Source organism: Syntrophorhabdales bacterium (assembly GCA_035541455.1).
Lineage (GTDB): Bacteria > Desulfobacterota > Syntrophorhabdia > Syntrophorhabdales > WCHB1-27 > JADGQN01.
Genome location: DATKNH010000116.1, coordinates 43,363 through 61,228 on the forward strand (window position 1 = coordinate 43,363; position 17,866 = coordinate 61,228).

At 53.1% G+C, this 17,866-nt stretch carries 14 protein-coding genes; 11 read left to right on the forward strand and 3 right to left on the reverse strand.

The genetic code is table 11. The features are described 5' to 3' along the window. The first annotated feature begins 20 nt into the window (after positions 1 to 20). Positions 21 to 2,639 (forward strand): hypothetical protein, encoded by a 2,619-nt coding sequence (locus VMT71_12125; protein HVN24711.1) that lies wholly within the window; start codon positions 21 to 23, stop codon positions 2,637 to 2,639. 73 nt (positions 2,640 to 2,712) lie between these two features. Beyond that, positions 2,713 to 3,303 carry a YdbL family protein gene (locus VMT71_12130; protein HVN24712.1) on the forward strand — a complete coding sequence of 197 codons (591 nt, stop codon included), beginning with the start codon at positions 2,713 to 2,715 and terminating at the stop codon, positions 3,301 to 3,303. A gap of 84 nt (positions 3,304 to 3,387) precedes the next feature. Here VMT71_12130 and VMT71_12135 read toward each other — a convergent pair whose 3' ends face one another. Continuing rightward, the gene (locus tag VMT71_12135; protein HVN24713.1) at positions 3,388 to 3,951 is read right to left on the reverse strand and encodes a flavin reductase family protein; all 564 of its coding nucleotides are present in this window, start codon (positions 3,949 to 3,951) and stop codon (positions 3,388 to 3,390) included. A gap of 117 nt (positions 3,952 to 4,068) precedes the next feature. Between VMT71_12135 and VMT71_12140 the strand changes: the two genes are divergently transcribed. Next, entirely contained in the window at positions 4,069 to 4,854 is a 786-nt protein-coding gene (locus tag VMT71_12140) for a DUF72 domain-containing protein (GenBank protein ID HVN24714.1), read from the forward strand. Between the two features lie 179 nt (positions 4,855 to 5,033). On the opposite strand, the gene VMT71_12145 is transcribed toward VMT71_12140, so the two are convergent. Both VMT71_12145 and VMT71_12150 read right to left on the reverse strand, forming a co-directional pair. Continuing rightward, positions 5,034 to 5,795 (reverse strand): CoA-transferase, encoded by a 762-nt coding sequence (locus VMT71_12145; GenBank protein ID HVN24715.1) that lies wholly within the window; start codon positions 5,793 to 5,795, stop codon positions 5,034 to 5,036. Positions 5,796 to 5,802: 7 nt separating this feature from the next. Beyond that, positions 5,803 to 6,780: a CoA-transferase gene (locus VMT71_12150; protein HVN24716.1), complete on the reverse strand. Its 978-nt coding sequence runs from the start codon at positions 6,778 to 6,780 to the stop codon at positions 5,803 to 5,805. 270 nt (positions 6,781 to 7,050) lie between these two features. Between VMT71_12150 and VMT71_12155 the strand changes: the two genes are divergently transcribed. The 8 genes from VMT71_12155 (at position 7,051) to VMT71_12190 (ending at position 17,758) form a co-directional block, all read left to right on the forward strand. Next, a complete protein-coding gene (locus tag VMT71_12155; GenBank protein ID HVN24717.1) occupies positions 7,051 to 8,055 on the forward strand; it encodes a TAXI family TRAP transporter solute-binding subunit in 1,005 nt (334 codons plus the stop codon). 43 nt (positions 8,056 to 8,098) lie between these two features. Beyond that, complete coding sequence (locus VMT71_12160) at positions 8,099 to 10,096, forward strand: TRAP transporter fused permease subunit (GenBank protein ID HVN24718.1); 1,998 nt, start codon at positions 8,099 to 8,101, stop codon at positions 10,094 to 10,096. Positions 10,097 to 10,273: 177 nt separating this feature from the next. Further along, positions 10,274 to 11,230 carry a TAXI family TRAP transporter solute-binding subunit gene (locus VMT71_12165; protein HVN24719.1) on the forward strand — a complete coding sequence of 319 codons (957 nt, stop codon included), beginning with the start codon at positions 10,274 to 10,276 and terminating at the stop codon, positions 11,228 to 11,230. 8 nt (positions 11,231 to 11,238) lie between these two features. Further along, positions 11,239 to 11,682, forward strand: coding sequence for a hypothetical protein (locus tag VMT71_12170; GenBank protein HVN24720.1), 444 nt, complete (start codon positions 11,239 to 11,241; stop codon positions 11,680 to 11,682). 27 nt (positions 11,683 to 11,709) lie between these two features. Next, complete coding sequence (locus VMT71_12175; GenBank protein ID HVN24721.1) at positions 11,710 to 13,686, forward strand: TRAP transporter fused permease subunit; 1,977 nt, start codon at positions 11,710 to 11,712, stop codon at positions 13,684 to 13,686. A 203-nt stretch (positions 13,687 to 13,889) separates the two neighbouring features. Then, the gene (locus VMT71_12180; GenBank protein ID HVN24722.1) at positions 13,890 to 14,846 is read left to right on the forward strand and encodes a PEP/pyruvate-binding domain-containing protein; all 957 of its coding nucleotides are present in this window, start codon (positions 13,890 to 13,892) and stop codon (positions 14,844 to 14,846) included. A 112-nt stretch (positions 14,847 to 14,958) separates the two neighbouring features. Next, a complete protein-coding gene (locus tag VMT71_12185) occupies positions 14,959 to 15,981 on the forward strand; it encodes an amidohydrolase family protein (GenBank protein ID HVN24723.1) in 1,023 nt (340 codons plus the stop codon). Between the two features lie 58 nt (positions 15,982 to 16,039). Continuing rightward, a complete protein-coding gene (locus VMT71_12190; protein ID HVN24724.1) occupies positions 16,040 to 17,758 on the forward strand; it encodes a PEP-utilizing enzyme in 1,719 nt (572 codons plus the stop codon). The last annotated feature ends 108 nt before the right edge of the window (positions 17,759 to 17,866 follow it).

Consider the following 17,866-nt stretch of genomic DNA (forward strand, 5'->3'; position numbering starts at 1 on the left):
ATCCAGGTTGAGGCTCGCGCGTGAAGAGAAAATCGCTGCTTGTAGCCCTTGCCCTTCCTCTCTTTCTTCTGATGCTTGTCGCGGTGATCTGGCTTTCACTGCAGTCTGCCAACATGGTGAACGGCGCGGCCGCTCTTGCGGCGCCTTTCATAGGCTACCGCGTGCGGGTGGATAGCATCTCTCTTTCGCCCGGTCTTCAAGGAAGGGTTTCCGGCCTTTCGCTTGTTCCTCTCACTGCCAATGGCCTTTCATTGTCCCTCGCTGAACTTGAGATAAAAGGAAATCTGAAAAATGTCATCAGCGCCGAAGTCGAAAAGCTCGTTCTTAAGCGGCCCAAGCTCTTCTTTCGCCTCGGCGCGGCAGGAGGGAAGACCGACCTCTCCGCGCTTGAGAAACTCCCCCCCGTCCGCCTCCTCAGTATAGAAGATGGCGAAGTAGACGTTTCTTCAGGCACCACACACGTAAGACTCACGGGCCTCCGGGCAGACGTCAAGAACTTTTCAACAGCTAGCGGAGGCAGCGCACGTTTTGAGGCGGCAGTCGACGTGAGTTCACCGGGAGACTCAGGCCCGGCGGGCGTAGGCCGGTGCAGCGGAACTATCGACGCCGCAGGGCCCCTCGGCAAGGCGAGAGTCAAAGGTTCCGCCACACTGCTCCTTGACAGCGCGTCGTTCGGCTCACTATCGCTCCATGGCCTCTCCCTTTCATCAGCGTTGGAACTGGACTCAGGAAGAATCCTTCTCGATCCTGTGAGCGTCAATGTCGCTTCTCTCGTCGTGGCAGACCAGGAGAGAAAGGTGAGCGTCGAGGGATACGCTGTTGACGCGCGGGTTCTCTACGAAATTGATTCCGGAAAGATCGCACTGGAATCAGTCAGGGGCAAGGCGCCCGGCATAGGTTCCTTCACTGCTGCGTATCGAGGATCGGTCAAGGGAGATGTGCCCTGGAATGCTTCACTCGAAGCACCCGCTGTGAACTTCACGCAACTTTACTCGATGGCAAAACCGTTCCTGCCGGAGGATTACCGCACATGGTCGGTGCAGGGAACAGGTGCCCTGGACATGAAAGGCGAAGGCTCACCGGCCGGTATCTGGAAGGCGGACGTACAGTTAACCTTCCTGGAGGGAGGATTTAAGTCGGCTGACGCGTCCAAAGCCGGCCAGAGTATTACAGGCAACGTGACCCTGAAGCTCCGCTCGGGTCCGGAAAACAAGAAAACAACGTTCGATCTTACAATGGCCGCGGGCGACGGTGAACTCTTGTGGGGAACCTACTACAAGAACTTTAAAGGTGAATCGATTAGATTCGCTTCGCAGGGCAGCTACAATCCTGATAGTGTGCCGTTTCTCAGCGGATCGGGCAGCTGCGACCTCTTCGGGACGGGCGAGTACGAGTTCTCAGGGCAGATGGCTGCTGAGGAATCTTCTCTGAAGGTGAGCGGAAAAAACCTTGCTCACGACAGGCTCTTTTCAATACTGTTTAAGGAGTATGTAGGTCAGAGTCCGACAATGATATCCAACCTTGAGATTGCCGGCCGATCTGACTTCGATGTCGAGGCACGAGTGAAGGCAGGGCATACGTTTCTCCAGGGCATGCTGAAAGTCAACGATACCAGCCTCAACATTCGTGATCTTTTCTCGGTGAGCGGTCTTTCGCTTTCGTTACCTTTTGACCTTGTTTATCCCTGGTCTGCAGCCCCTGTGGAATCAAGACCAAGTGGGGAAGCGCTGCTCACCATCAGGAAACTGCAACAGGGAAGCCTCCTGATCGAGAACCTGGATGTCCCGTTCATCCTTTCCCGGAACAACCTGAGGCTGCTTAAAGGCATAGACGTTAAGCTCTACGGAGGCGATATTCGGGTGCCACGGTTAGAAGCAGATAATCTTCTTTCGGAACAGGCAACCCTTTCGTTGACCATGCTCCTTGAGCGCCTTGATCTTGGACTTCTGACCAGACAACTGGCGGGCACAGAAATAGCCGGCACGGTCAATGCCGATTTTTCCGGCATAACGTATCGGCGCGAGAAATGGGTAACAAGGGGCACTCTGCGTACTGATGTTTTCGGCGGTTCCGTGGAACTTACAAACCTGTTCGGGGAAAACCTTTTCTCTCAGGCAAGGAAAATTGGTTTCGATCTTTTCTTCCGCGATATAGATCTTGAGATGGTAACGCAAAAGGTTGCGCTCGGCAAAATGACGGGGATCATCCGGGGTTCGCTTGCCAATTTCGTCATGGAATATGGTCAGCCCGCGCGATTCTTTCTGGACATTGAGTCGGACCCGACAAAGAAGGCGCCGCAATTGATAAGCGTTACTGCTGTCGAGAACATCTCGGTGCTGGGTACAGGTTCCGGCGCGATTTCCTCCGTACTCAACAGCGGTGTCCACAGGTTCTTTAAGGAGTATCCGTACAGCAGGATCGGTATACTATGCAATCTGGAAAATGACACTTTTTCTGTCAGAGGGAAGATTCATGAGGGGGGCAAAGAATATCTCGTGCGCCGGGGATGGCTCCGGGGCATTGACGTAATCATACAGAATCCAGGTAACAGTAGCAGTTTTGCAGATATGGAGGAGCGTATCGGAAGAATCTTTCGTGCGAAGGAAAAGCAGGGAAAAGTTTCGCAGACGGTTGGGTAGTGATAGAATAGATCATGCTTTCACGACCCGCAACTCGCGGATTACTGATAACGGCCTTGAAGAGGAGGGAAGAATGAGGAAAGTGCGAAGAGTATGTATTATCTGCCTTGTGTTGCTCGCCGCGTGCGTGACGGTAAACATCTATTTTCCGGCGGCCGAAGTGCAAAAAGCCGCAGACAAGATCGTCGGCGATGTGACGGGCGATACAAAACCTCCGGCCCCTGCCAAACCTGGGGATTCCAGTTCTCTCCTTGGGTCCCTGCGAATGATCGCACGCATGTGCCTTGTCCCCGGGAGTGCTTATGCACAGGTGAATATCGACGTATCCACTCCTGCCATAAGGGCTCTTAAAGAATCGATGCGTACCGATTTTCAGCAATTGAAGCCCTATTATGAAAAAGCTGCAGTGGGCGAAAACAGCAACGGCCTGGTTGAGGTCCGCGACACGGCCGGTCTCGACCTGAAGGAGCAGGCACAGGTAAAACAGCTGGTTGATCGCATGAACAAAGACAGGACAGACCTCTACAGGGAGATCCAGTCGGCCAACAAATACCCGCCTGAGGTGCTGCCGCAGATTCAGAAAATCTTCGCGAACAGCTGGCGCGAAAAATCACGCGCCGGCTGGTGGATACAGAACGACAACGGGCAGTGGGTAAAGAAGTAACACAGATTCTTTACCAGCCTTCTTTGGGGCTTTGTTGTATAAAGCAGGTTCCAGCGCCTTGAAGGAAGGCCGTAATTCCCTGTTCTACTTGATGAGCTTTCTGCCCATTTCCCAGGCTGGCCCTACATCTGCACCCAAACTCGAGTACATCTTGTGGGGCATCTGCAGGATCAATGGGTTTATCTTCCGCATGTCAGGAACGCCGTTAGTGAGGTATCGTTCCTCGGTATAAACTCCGATGATTTCCCCGATAAAGAGTTCCTCCGCAGGCAGCTCAACAGTTCGTACAAGTCTGCATTCCGCATTGAACGGGCACTCCCCGATCATAGGCGCGCTCTTGAGCTTGCCGTAGAATGTCTCGAACAGCTTTGACTTGTCGTATTTGCTTCCGGAAACAATCCCGCAATAATCGGTCACCTCGGCCATGTCCACAGAAGGTATGTTGACGCTGAACGTGCCATTCTGTTTTATGCCTCCATTCGTGTAGTGCACTTTGTTCATGGTGACCATCACGTAAGGCGGTTTAGGGTGGACCATGGTGAACCAAGCCACGGCAAGATAGTTCGGTTTGTCACCGACGTTTGCGCCTACCAGTGAACAGCCCATGGGGTAGTAGATGCGCTCGGGGGATATTTCGATCTTTTCCATCTCATCTCTCCTTTCTTCTTTTCATCTCGCAGTAAAGAAGCGAAACCTTTTCCATTGTAACACAATGCAGAACTAACGGTTGTTTTTACTACACAGCGGGATTATTGTTTATTCGTAATGGATAGCACTTCGTCGGAGCGAGGCAGGCCGAAGCACAACAAGACAGATGGACTTTTGACCAAGCCGTCGTTTCATGTGGGGACGAGTGGATGGCAGTACAACCACTGGAAAGGCGTCTTCTATCCGCAGGGATTGAAGGCTGAAGAGCGGCTGCAGTTCTACGCGCAGCACCTCGTGACGCTTGAGCTCAATGTCACGTTTTACAGGCTGGTTTCTCAATCTACTTTTCAGAAATGGTATGACACGGTTCCTCTTCATTTCCTCTTCTCCGTAAAAATGTCCCGTTTTATAACGCACATCAAGCGGCTGAATATTGATGAGGAGGCGATGCGCCGTTTTATGGAGAATGTAAGTGTGCTGAAGCGTAAACTGGGAGTCATACTCATCCAGCTCCCGCCTTCCCTGAAATTTGACCGGGCTCGTATGAATGATTTTTTCAGCCTTCTTAACCTCTCGCACAAGTACACGGTAGAGGCACGCGACAATTCGTTTGTGAGCGACGAATTCTTTTCGCTGCTGGAGAATCACAACATAGCCTGGTGCATAGCAGAGAGCGGAGGGAGATACCCCTACCAGGAGGCACTTACGGCTCCTTTCATTTATATGAGAATGCACGGCAGTGATTATTCATCCAGTTACACTGACGAAGAACTGCGCAAGATGGCCGCCAAGATCAGGGGATGGGCGCGGGAGACTTACGTCTACTTTGACAACGACGTCAGCGGTTACGCCGTCAAGAACGCCATGACCCTCGCCGGCATGCTTATGAGCCGTGAGCGGTGAGCGGTGAGCAGCCATAAGAAACTGCTGTACGGCACGCACATCGAATCAATTCGAGATTGATTGGAACAATCACCGATATAAAAACGACGACGGCGCTGACGAAAGCATGAAGCTATGCCTTGTGTATCTCGCTCCCGTTTAGTAACGGCTTACTGCTCACGGCTCACTGTTGACTGGTATCACCCGAGGATCAGGCGCTGGGGGTCCACTTGCTCGCGCAGTATCCGCAGCTCCTCTGCTGTGGGGGGTGATGATTCTTTCGCGCGAGTCACATCGATCTCAAAATCAATTTCATCGGTTATTTCAGAAAGGGAGACGCCGGGGTAATACTCGGCAAGATACATTGCCTTTGTCACTTCATCGAATTTGAGGATGCACTTGTTGGTAACAACCGCAATCGGACCGCCCCGCATGTAACCCGCGCTCTTTCTGGAATCCCCACCTTGAAGCCATCCGGGGCTGGTCAGATAATCAAGTCTCTTTACGAAGCGCTTCTTTCCAAGCTGCATAAAAACGATCACGCCCGACGCGAGAGACGCTGCATCGCAAGCTCCGCCGCTTCCCGGGAACCTCACTTTGGGATGATGGTAATCGCCGATGCAGGTGGAATTAAGGTTTCCGTATTTGTCGATCTGGGCAGCACCAAGAAATGCGATGGTGTGAAGCCTTCGGTGTCCTACTATAGAGAAGGATTCTACAAGGCCTGAATTAAGGCAGGTCCCGTCCATCACCCTGGAATCAGCAACTGCCATGGGAAGCTCATCCAGTGACGGATCAACACCGCCTGTCTCGAAGAATACGACGGCTTTGGGCGCATGAATCCGTTTCGAGACCGTGGCAGCAAGCATCGAGACTCCGGTGCCGGCGAAGAGAACGTCGCCGTTCGAGATCAGTCTGCCCGCACTTATGGCCATCATTTCTCTTTCGGTATACTCGCCCACAGTTCTCCTACCTCCTGTCCAGTCCCGGTGTGTACCCGATAACGGGATTTGCCCTTATCGTCATCAGTCCTGATGCCCCTATCTTATCGAGGTACTGCTCATGGTCCCTTGGGGTGAGAACCCATTCATCCAAATATCTCTTGAAACCGGCATCGTCTCTGGCCATATGCCTGTACATGTTCAAGTGTTTCGCATCGTAGTCGTAGAAGAGGCGGCACGCGGTAGGATGAGCGCCATACGGGACCCTCACTATGGCGTCGATAAGAAACGGAGGCAGTGAATTCTGGTCAGGGTCAAGACGGATGAAGGATTTAGGCACTATCTCCTCGCAGGTGACTATGACGGCGTCCGCCGCCTTGGCCTGCTCCACGTCCGCAAACGTAAGCCCTTTTATGCGCACTGTCCCGTCTTCTCCCACGTATTGCGCATGCACGATTGCTACATCGGGATTAAGAGCCGGCAACAGAACCACTTTCCCGCGGTTGTCGTCGAAAGGGTCGGCCATTTCCACGATCTTTTTGCGCGCTACCTTCTTCTCGCTTCTCGTTTCTTTAGAAAACCCTTCCTTACGTAAAAGATCGGTCTCAAAGCCCGACCTTGATGGAATGAAGGGTATGCTGAGCGAACCTGCAAGAAAGCGCAGGCTCATCTGGTTATTCGAATAATCTTCCACCTCGATATCGGCCCGCTCCACCGCCTTCCTGAACCGGATGCACGTCGGTGCGAACCTGCCCATGGCGCCGTACGCCAGCTCAACGCGCTTCACACATCCAGCGCCGACGAGCACATCAAAGGACTGCCCCTGAGAGTGGCAGACAACGTGCAGGTCCTTTATTTCCTGCCGAATTATCTCGTAGGCGATCGCCATGGGATTGCGATTTACCGTGAAGCCTCCGAGGGCTATCTGGGAGCCGTTCTTGATGAATCGTTGTACGGCTTCCGCGGGGGACATCAGCTTTTCCCGGATGTCAGGGTACCATGTCATCGATCACGCTCCTGTGCATGTATTCCGAGCTGTGCCGATTGTGGAGAATGCAATCATATACTACGTATATTCAGGGGCTTTCAAGGATTTTCTGCATACAGAGCATTTTAATTGCTTATGCCTGTTTACCGGCCTCACGTGCAATCAGACCGGACCATCCTGTCGATAGACCAAACAAAAAGCCAAAGAAAAAAGTTGACAAAAGCAATCGTTCACAGTAACAATCCAGAAGAAATATGTATCCAAACCATTCCGCAGAGGGGGTGCATTGTGGATAAGGTTTTTTTTGTAAAGGAGTCATGGACAAGGCGCGACTTCTTGAAGGTGGCTGTCGCAGGCAGCATCGCACTGATCAGTGCTCCAGATAGTCTTTTTGCCCAGGAAAGAAAGCGGGTGTCGGTCGCAACAGGAGGCATGGGCGGCGTCTTTTTTGTGATGGGTGGAGGAGTAGCGAGCCTCATCACTAAATATGGCGGGGCTGAAGCGGCTGCCGAAGTGACAGCCGCATCTGTGGACAATTGCAAACTGATTGCTGCCAAAAAGGCTGACATCGGCTTCGTCATGGGCGACACGGGGTATGATGCCTTCAAGGGTACGGGAAACTTTAAAGGCAAGCCTTTACCCATGCGAACGCTCACCGTGCTCTACCCCAATCTTATGCATGTCGTGACGGTTGAGGGAAAAGGCATCAAGAAGGTTGCCGACTTTAAAGGCAAGCGCGTTTCCACAGGCGCGCCCGGAAGTGGCACAGAGGTAAAGGCCCTGAGAGTGCTGGAAGCTGCGGGGCTCAATCCTGACAAGGATGTCAAGAAAGACCGACTGGGGGCGTCTGAATCCGCTGGAGCGCTTAAAGACGGGAAGATCGATGGTTACTTCTGGGACGGAGGCGTTCCCACCTCATCGGTTCTTGATCTGGCGGCTTCTCCGGGCGTTAAAATGATGCTCATCCCGCACGATGACCTGATACCTGCCATGATTCAGAAATACGGCCCAGTCTACTATAAGTCAGTCATCCCGAAAGGGGTATACACGGGCATAACGTATGACACACCTGTGGCTGCGGTCGGGAACCTGTTGATGTGCAATACGGAGATGGACGAGAAGCTGGCGTACAATGTTCTCAAGGCCGTATACGATCACCTGCCGGAACTGATAGCCATCCACAAAGAGGCGAGCAACATCAACCCGAAAGACGGGGCCTCGAGTAAGGCAGTCCCTTACCACAAGGGAGCGCAGAAGTTCTTCAAGGAGAAGGGAATCGACGTACCTACCTGAGAAGCACTATACGAGATCGTCAACACATCGGTGGAGGTAGCTCGTGGAAGATAAGAAAAAAGAGGATCAGCGCGCGCCGGCTACTGAAGGAGGAACAGGAGAGCTTACTGCCGAACAGAAGAAGAAGCTCGAAGAATTGATAGAGGAGGAAGAGGGTGTTACCAGAAAAGTTAAAGGATTCTGGAACATTGTCATCACGGTGCTGGCTATCGGGATGTCGGGTTTCGCCCTTTACTCAGCTGTTTTTCCCATAACCACGCAGATCTTGAGGGGCGTGCACGTTGCATTTCTTCTTGCCCTCTCGTTCCTCTATTATCCTTTCTCGAAAAGATTCAAAAGTCGGATCGGTCTAGTTGACATTGTTTTGGCCCTTGCGGGAATAGGCACTATTCTCTACATGCTCGTCGATTTTGAAGAGTTTATTTACAGGGCAGTCACACCGGAGCGTTGGGACATCATCTGTGGTGTCGCCTTCATTGTGCTGATTCTTGAGGCAACGCGCAGAAGCTCGGGCTGGATCATGCCTGTGACGTGCATTGTTTTCCTGCTCTATGCATACTTCGGCCCCGTACTCCCTGCGCCATGGACCCACAGGGGCTATGACATCGAGCGCATCATCGGTCACATGTACATGACCCTCGAAGGCATATTCGGCGTTCCCATCGATGTCTGCTCAACAATAATCATCATGTTCTGTATTTTCGGCGCATTTCTGTCAGTCTCAGGTGCGGGTAAATTTTACGTTGACGTCGCTTTCGCCGCCATGGGAAGAAAACCCACAGCCGCAGGCCGCGCCGTCGTCGCAACCTCGTACTTCCTGGCAATGGCGTCAGGCTCCGGAGTGGCCAATACGGTCGCCATCGGATCGGTTGCCTACCCGATGCTCAGGAAAGCAGGTTACGATAAGGACAACGCAGGCGGGTTTCTCGCTGCCGGTGGGATGGGCGCGGTAACAACGCCGCCTGTAATGGGCGCTGCCGCATTTCTGATAGCAGAATTTCTGCGCATCAGTTACGTTGATGTAATACTCCTCGCTCTTCTTCCTGCGGCTCTCTACTATTGGGGCCTTCTCCTGATGGTGGAGTTCGATGCAAGAAAGTTTCGTCTGAAAGCGGTCGAGATAGAGAAAAAAGGCACGGTATGGCAGCTTACCAAGGCCCAAGGATTCCATTTTCTTCCTCTTATTGCGATCGTTGGTTTTCTGGTGAGAGGCTACACGCCGCAGGTGGCTGTCTTCGCAGCAGTTCTCACCTGTTTTTTTGCCTCATTTATCCGCAAGGAATCAAGATTCAACGTGCCGAGAATCATTGAGGCCCTGAAGCAGGGCTCACTCACGGTCCTCAACGTTGCCGCTATTTGCGCATCAGCAGGCATCATTGTCGGTGTCGTGAGTCTCACCGGGCTCGGTCTGAAGCTCTCATCGATTATTATCGGATACGCAGGGGGGAATCTGGTTGTCACTGCACTTTTCACTGCGCTCCTCCTGTGGGTCATCGGGCTGGCGGTTCCTATCACGGCGACCTACATCATTGCCGCTGTTATCGCAGCGCCAGCACTCGTCAAACTCGGAGTGCCCGACTATGCTGCTCATATGTTTATCTTCTATTATGCGCTACTCTCCGAAGTCTCGCCACCCACGGCCCTCTCGCCTTTCGCTGCAGCAGCGATCACGGGCGGCGACCCTTACAAGACCACAATGATGGCGTGGAAGTATGCGATAACGGCCTTTCTGCTCCCCTTCATATTCACGATTCTGCCGGCTGGAAGGGTCTTGCTGCTCAGGTGGGAAGGGGTGGGTACGATTGAAGGCATCTGGACGATCATTGCCGCGTTTCTCGGCATAGGCGTGCTTGCTGCAGGATGCTCAGGATGGCTGCTCAAGAAAGCGACCATCATAGAAAGACTTCTGCTTATTGCCGGGGCACTATTCTTCGTGTATCCTAACCAGCTTTCGGACGTCATCGGCTTCGCGTGTCTCATATGTGTGATCATGCTTCAGAAAGTGAGGAAAGACAGGGTTCTCGAACCAGGAACCGTGTAAGCATCGCGTTTTCGCTCGTCTTTTTACACGACCAATTACGTCTGATCACTCCTTCGGAATCTCTTTGAACCGTGTCGGACATCTATTTCATCCTTGACACCGAAAGCACCGAAATTGTAGTCTTTCCCAAGAGATTCACGCCTTCTCGTCGATGAATCAATATCAGGAGGAACTGTCATGAAACGCTTTCTTGTTCTGCTGTTAGCCATAAGTCTTGTGATAGGTGTCTCTTCTGTGTGGGCACAGAAGAAAGTCCGGATATCGATCGCCACCGGTGGCACAGGCGGCGTCTACTACCCCTACGGAGGAGCCATTGCCAGCGTTATCTCAAAATATGTCCCCGGGGTTGAGGCGACTGCCGAAGTGACAGCCGCGGCAGTGGATAACCTCAAGCTGGTGGGCGCGGGAGAGGCTGATCTGGGTTATGCGTATCCGGATCTTTCCTATGATGCCATGGAAGGAAAAGCCCCTTTCAAAGGCAAGCTTCCCATTCGCATGGTCGCCCACCTCTACGTAAGCTATTTCCATCTGGTGACTCTCGCGAACAGCAACATCAAATCGGTTGCGGATCTAAAAGGGAAGAAGGTTTCGACCGGTGCACCGGGAAGTGGGACCGAGGTGGTAGCCTTCAGGGTCCTTGAAGCAGCAGGGCTCAATCCCGACAAGGACGTCAAACGCGACCGCCTGAGCGTGGTCGAGTCAGCCAATGCGCTGAAAGATGGCAAGATAGACGGTTTCTTCTGGGTTGGAGGTCTTCCCACGGCGGCAATACTTGATCTGGCTGCGACGCCCGGCGTCTCTATGAAGCTCGTGCCGACGGATACCAACATCGCCAACATTTTCAAGAAGTACGGGCAGGTGTATGTCAAGGCTGTGATTCCTAAAACAGCCTATCCCAAAATGACCGCCGACGTGGGCGTAGTCGGGATCCCCAACGTGCTGGTCTGCAATACCAACGCTGACCCGACGCTGATATACAATATTCTGAAGGCAATGTTCGATCACAAGCAGGAGTTGGTGAACGTCCACAGTCAGGCAAACGAACTGATGCTGGAGAATGCGGTCATCAAGACTGTCGTGCCCTATCATCCGGGCGCCGTCAAATTCTTCAAGGAGAAGGGAGCAAAGATGTAGGGCCGCAGATGGCTCTCAGGATAGCTATCCTTCTGGCGCTCGCATGGTGTCTTGCGACTCCGGCATGGGCCGCTACCTATCTTGAGGTGGCGCGATTGGAATCCGGTGAATTGACAGCCCGCCTGCCGCTTGAGCAGGGATCGACGTTTTACCTGGAGTTTATCAACTCCATCTATCTGGCTCCTGTGCGGGAGACGTTTATGTACAAGCCCCCGGACGGGATATGTTTGATCAAGGTGGAAAGCCCATCTGCGGGCGTCTTTGAATATTACCGGCTCATATCTGACGGGCAGGGCACGGCCCTGTTGTACAGGCCAGTGGGAGAGTTCATACTTCACAGCCACGACTACGAGCATCACACGCTGGCCGTTGGAGAGAGAAGCATTCGCCTCAAAGGACTCGTTCCTGATGGGGAGCCAGTAGTGGTACGAGTACGGACGCACGGGGACTGAGTTTCGTCGGGTTTTGGGAGGCATTCTGTGAGCGACAAGAAAGACCAGAGAGAATCGAAAGAACAGATGGAGCACGTCTCCGAAGAGCGCCTTAAGGAAGCACAGAAGTACATAGAGGAGGAAGAGGGTTTCACCCGGAGGCTCTCCGGATGGAAGGAACTTTTTGTTACGTACTTCGCCGTCTTCATGAGCCTCTATCATCTCTATGCTGCGGTGGCGACCATCACCACGCAGGTCCTGCGTGGCGTTCACGTAGGCATGGTGCTCTTCCTCAGCTACCTGGTTTTTCCACCGTTCAAGAAGAAAACCGGCTCAATCGGATGGTACGATGTTCTGCTCGCACTGCTCGGCGCCTCAACCATTGTCTATATGCTGGTAGATTTTAATGAATTCGTCTACCGCGCAGTGACGCCGGATGCCTGGGATCTTTTCTTCGGGTCGGTCCTCATCATTCTGATCCTTGAAGCGACCCGCCGGTCAACCGGATGGATTATGCCCGCTGTGGTAATTGCATTCCTCATCTACGCGTATATCGGCCCCTCGCTGCCGGCTCCATGGACACACCGGGGCTATTCGGTGAAACGCATCGTCGGCCACATGTACATGACATTGGAAGGTATCTTCGGCGTACCCATTGACGTGTCATCCACGTTTATCATTCTCTTCACCATTTACGGCGCGATCCTGGAGTACTCGGGAGCGGGCAAGTTTTTTATTGACTTCTCTTTCAGACTGATGGGCGGAAAGCCAACAAGCGCCGGCAGGACCGTAACCATGGCTTCGTTTCTTCTCGGCGGACCTTCGGGGAGCGGTGTGGCTACGACAGTGACCCTCGGGTCGGTTGCATACCCGATGCTTCAAAAGGCGGGCTACGACAAGGAGTCGGCAGGAGGGCTTCTTTCCGCCGGCGGCATAGGAGCAATCATCTCGCCCCCTGTGCTGGGTGCGGCCGCGTTCCTGATCGCAGAGATTCTCAAGGTCTCGTACCTTCAGGTGATAAAAATGGCCATGGTGCCGACCATACTCTATTACTGGTCTATCTTCCTGATGGTAGAGTTTGACGCAAAACGATTCGGCGCCCAGCGCATCGAAGCAAGCTCCGGCGAATCTGTCTGGACGCTGACGTGCAGGTACTGGTATCACTTCTCTTCTCTCGTAGGCATCGTTGTTCTCATGGTAATCGGCTTTTCACCGATATGGGCCGTCTTCTGGGCCACCGTGCTTGCATTTGCCGCAAGCTTCCTGCGCAAGGATACCGCGTTGTATTATAAGAAGACGATTAAGGCATTGAGCTCCGGGTCTCTCGGGGTTCTTTCCGTGGCCTGTACCTGCGCCAGTGCCGGCATCATTGTAGGCGTGGTGACGCTCACCGGACTGGGATTGAAGTTCTCCAGTATCATAGTCGGCTACGCGCAGGGCAACCTTTTTCTAACCGCGGTATTCACGGGTATCCTCATGTGGATTATCGGCCTGGCCGTGCCTGTTACCGCGACTTACATCATAGGAGCGGTCATTGCCGCACCGGCCTTGATACAGCTCGGCGTGTCAGCCTTTGCGGCACACATGTTCATCTTTTACTACGCAGTGCTTTCAGAAGTTTCACCGCCCACAGCGCTGTCTCCCTTTGCTGCTGCCGCGCTCACGGGCGGCAGTCCCTTCAAGACCATGATGATGGCGTGGAAATATACGATCCCGGCCTTTATTGTGCCGTTTATGTTCGTGCTGACACCTGACGGGATCGGGCTGCTTCTGGAGGGCTCTCCCTTCAACATGGTCTGGACGTTCGTCACGGCCATGATGGGCATCGTGGGCATCGCCGGCGGCGCCAGCACGTGGCTTCTGCGCCGGACCGCGCTATGGGAGCGGGCTGCCTTGATTATCGGTGGGCTTCTGCTGGTCTATTCGAACATTGCCTACGATTTTGTCGGGATGGGGTTAGTCGGTCTGGTTGTGACATGGCAGCGAATTACGCTCAAACGAGCTGCGGCAGTCCAGAGTAGCTGACGTCGGTCAGCGAACAACTTTTGTTCCTGCTGACCATATAGGTGGAAAGCAGCCACGTCCCGATTCTCAAAAGATTTCCTAAGCATCTTTCACTGTGTTTTTTCCTGTGCGATTTTCTTGACAGTCAGCCGGACTGTGTGCAATGATTCGAATCGATCAAGAGGGTAGCTGTGACCCTGGAGTAAGATGCTGGGAGGAAGGGAATGTTTGTCAAAGGCTTTGATCAGCTGAACAAAGACATGTTTGAGGAATGCGGCGGCAAGGCGGCCCACCTGGGCGAGCTGACGAACCTCAAGTTACGTGTCCCGAATGGATTTACAGTGCTGGGCGATGCCTATTATCATCATCTCAAAACAAACAACCTCGCAAGCAGCATAGACGCTATCGCACGAAGTATAGAGTTCGACGATTTCAAGGATCTGGAGAATAAAACGAAACAAATCAGAGACCTGATCATGGCCGCACCCGTACCTTCAGAGATTGAGCGGGAGATCACCGAGCACTACGGAAAACTCTCACAAACGCCGAATCCTTCTGTCGCCGTGCGATCATCGGTTGCCGTTAAGGAGTCGCCTGTTTCGTCTTTTCCGGGCATGATGGACACCTTCCACTACATCCGTGGTGCGGATAACGTGGTTGAAAAGGTGAGAGAATGCTGGGCATCGGTATGGTCCGCACGAGCTGCCTTTGCCCGACGCTCAAAGGGGCTTGATTACACAAAGGCCGTCATCGCGCCCACTATCCAGCTGATGGTGGACTCCGAAGTTGCAGGAGTTCTTTTCACCGTAAATCCCATAACGGGAGCGAAAGACGAAATCGTTATCGAATCGAACTGGGGTCTTGGCGAGACAGTCGTCTGCGGCAAGTGCCAGAGCGACTTCTACGTGCTTACGAAAAGCCCGGTCAAGCTCAAGGACAAGAAAATCGCCAAGAAGTACGAGACGTACATACAGGCTGAGGGCGGTGGCGCAAAGTGGGCGGAAGTCGCAGCTGAAAAGGTTGCTCAGCCTACATTGAGCGAAGCCCAACTGGAAGAGTTGTGCCGGGTGGCTTGTCTGATAGAAAGCCACTATGGCTGCCACCAGGACATTGAGTGGGCTTTTGAACACGGCAACCTCTATGTACTTCAGGCGCGCAAAGCAAAAGCGGGAGGCGAATGAGCGCAGAAGTAAGGGGGTGGTCGGCGGAAGAAGAAGCATAGCGGTCGCGCCGAGCAAGAGACCATTCTGAAAGTGGAACATACAAGAATGCCAAGCACAGGAGGATGAAAGTATGGCGCAAAAGACTGTAGACGTGCATTGCCACTGGTTCCCTAAAGAATACATCGACTACCTGATATCGAGGGGCAAGGACAACAGCCCGTACTGCATACATGACGGAGGAACTCACTTCCGCATGTATTTCAGAGGCGTGCCCGTAGGCCATATCGACCGGGCAGGTCATTATGATCTGGAGGCGAGGATACGCGACATGGATGCGGCAGGCCTCGACGTGCAATTACTGACGGTCACCCTTCCCGGGCCTGAGACGCTCGAAAGAGACATCGGCGTCTACTGGGCTAAGAAATGCAATGATTACCTGCAGGATGCAGCGCGGAAATATCCGGGTCGCTTTTATCACATGGCGTCTTTACCCTATCAGGATGTTGATGCAGCATGCGAGGAATTGGAAAGATGCAAGAAGATGGGCGCGGTGGGCATCCAGATGTTTTCCAATATCAATGGTGAGGCTGTCTTTCTCGAGAAATTTCATCCAATCTACGCGCTTGCAGACAAGTTCGACATGCCTATGCTGTTACACCCGACTCTGCCCCTGACCGCTTCAGTCATGGATATGATGAAGCTGCCCTACCAACTCTGGGGGTACGTCCTCGACACGAGCATGGCCGTCATGAGCATGATCTTCCAGGGAGTGCTTGCAAAATTCCCGAACCTGAAAATTATCCACGGTCATTTGGGTGGAACTGTCCCCTATTTTGTCCGGAGGGTACAGGATGCTTACAAAGGGTATGGCAAGGAATGGGGTATCGAGCTGAAAGAGTCGCCCGACATCACATATAAGACCAGAGTTTACCCGGACACGACGTCCTTCTACAGCCCGGCCATGAAATGCTGTCTTGAATGGGTGGGTCCTGACCACCTGATCATGGGCACTGACTATGCACATCGGGTTGGTGATCCCGAAGGCGCGATCAAGGCTATAAAGGATACGGGGAAGGAGATGGGCTACACTCAGGATCAGGTGGATCTGATGCTGGGCAAGAATGCAGAGCGGATTTTCCATCTTAAGAAGTGAAAAATGGGGATGGAGTTTAGAAGGGGTTGTCGCATACCTGGACAGGAGGAGGGTGAGTATGTCTGAAAAATTTAACCTTGACATCCACGACCGCAGCATTTCGAGCCTGAGGACCTTACGGTTGCCTGACGATGGGGATATCTTCTGGTTCAGGGATGACCTCCACCAGCCCTACCCCATCTGCCCTTTGGGTATGACTACCATACAGAAACATCATGCGTGGGGTTACCATGTGGGGGCGGAAGTGACGAAGCTGCCACCATCGAAAGGCGGCCACGTCAAAATTTATAAAGGAAGGGCTATGCTCGGGTTCGAGACCCTCACCGATCCTGGCGAGGTAGCCAGGAGGGCAGCAGAATTCGAGAAGCTCCTGGCCTACTGCAGGCCCAACTGGGACACCTTCTACAATGGTTACATCGATGAAGTAAAGCAGGGTCTCATTTTCATGGCGTCGGTCCACGACGGTTTCGCTGATACCGACCTGCACCAGGCCCTCAGACGCAGCGAAGCCATTAACCGGAGGAATTGGGAGATCCACTTTATAACGATGTACGTGGCCGATATGCTCTACTTCGGTTTTGAGGCCTTCTGCAAGTCGCACGGTCTCGCGGAAAAGGATTTCACAATCATGCTGAAGGGCCTCGATACCATGGCCACCGAAACTGACACAGGAATGTGGGAACTCGCACGGTTGGCTGATACCTGCGGCATTGTCGAGACTATCCTCTCCGTCGATGCCAAAGCGCTCCTCCCGGTGCTGGAGAAAGAAGTAAAGGCCGAGCCCTGGCTTCAGGCCCTTCACACGTTTTTGGAGGCTTACGGGCATCGGATTACTGCAGGGCACCTCGATATAATCTTTCCCACATGGATCGAAGAGCCATCACCTGTCATCGACACGGTGAAGACCTATATTCCCAAGACACGACAGGGCTGGGACATCAAAGCAGAGCGCGAAGCTGCCATTAGAGAGGCGGATGGTGCAGCGTCCGCCTTCATGGCGACCCTGAACCCTGAAGATCAATTAGAATTCAAGAAGCAGCTCGACATCGGAAGAAAGATCTACCGTTTTCAGGAAGACCATGGATTCTACATCGACGGCGCGTCGACTGCCGGTCTTCATGACGTTGCCATGGCCTGTGGACGCAGGCTAACTCACTACGGGTTGCTCAAGGCTCCGGATGATGTCTTCTTTCTCAACTATGCCGAACTGGAAGAAGCACTTGCACTGATTGCTGAGAACAGAATTCCGGCGCTCTATCACTTCAACAGGCTTATACCACCCCTTATCGAGGAGAGAAAGGAAGGATGGAGGCAGTCTGCCGAACTCAAGGAAGCTCCGCTTACTCTCGGTAAAATACCGGAGCGGGCCGAGGACCCGATACTGGTTAAAGTCTTCGGCATGGTCGACGAGGTGCTCAAGGCGGGAAAAGTAGACGAGCTTGAGGTGATGGAGGTTTTTGAAGGCTACCCGGGTTCTCCCGGTGTTGCCGAAGGCATAGCTCGCGTGGTAACGACCTTTGACGCATTTCCCACGCTCCAGGTTGGGGAAATTCTCGTCTGCCCTTACACAGCCACTGCCTGGACACCGCTCTTTCCCAAGATCAAAGCGGTGGTCACGGACACGGGCGGCATGCTCACTCACGCGGCGATTACCGCCAGGGAATACCGCATTCCTGCAGTCGTGGGCACGTGGCGCGCCACGCGATCGATCAAAGACGGCGACTATATCAAAGTCGATGGGAATGCAGGAGTGGTGGAGATCCTGAAAAAAGCTTAATTCGATCGTGTGCGATCAAATTAAGCGCAGTAACGTTTCGAGCGCACTACAGTTTACAACTTAGGCTACTATGTGATTTACAGAGTTGTAAACAAGCTGTAACCTGTT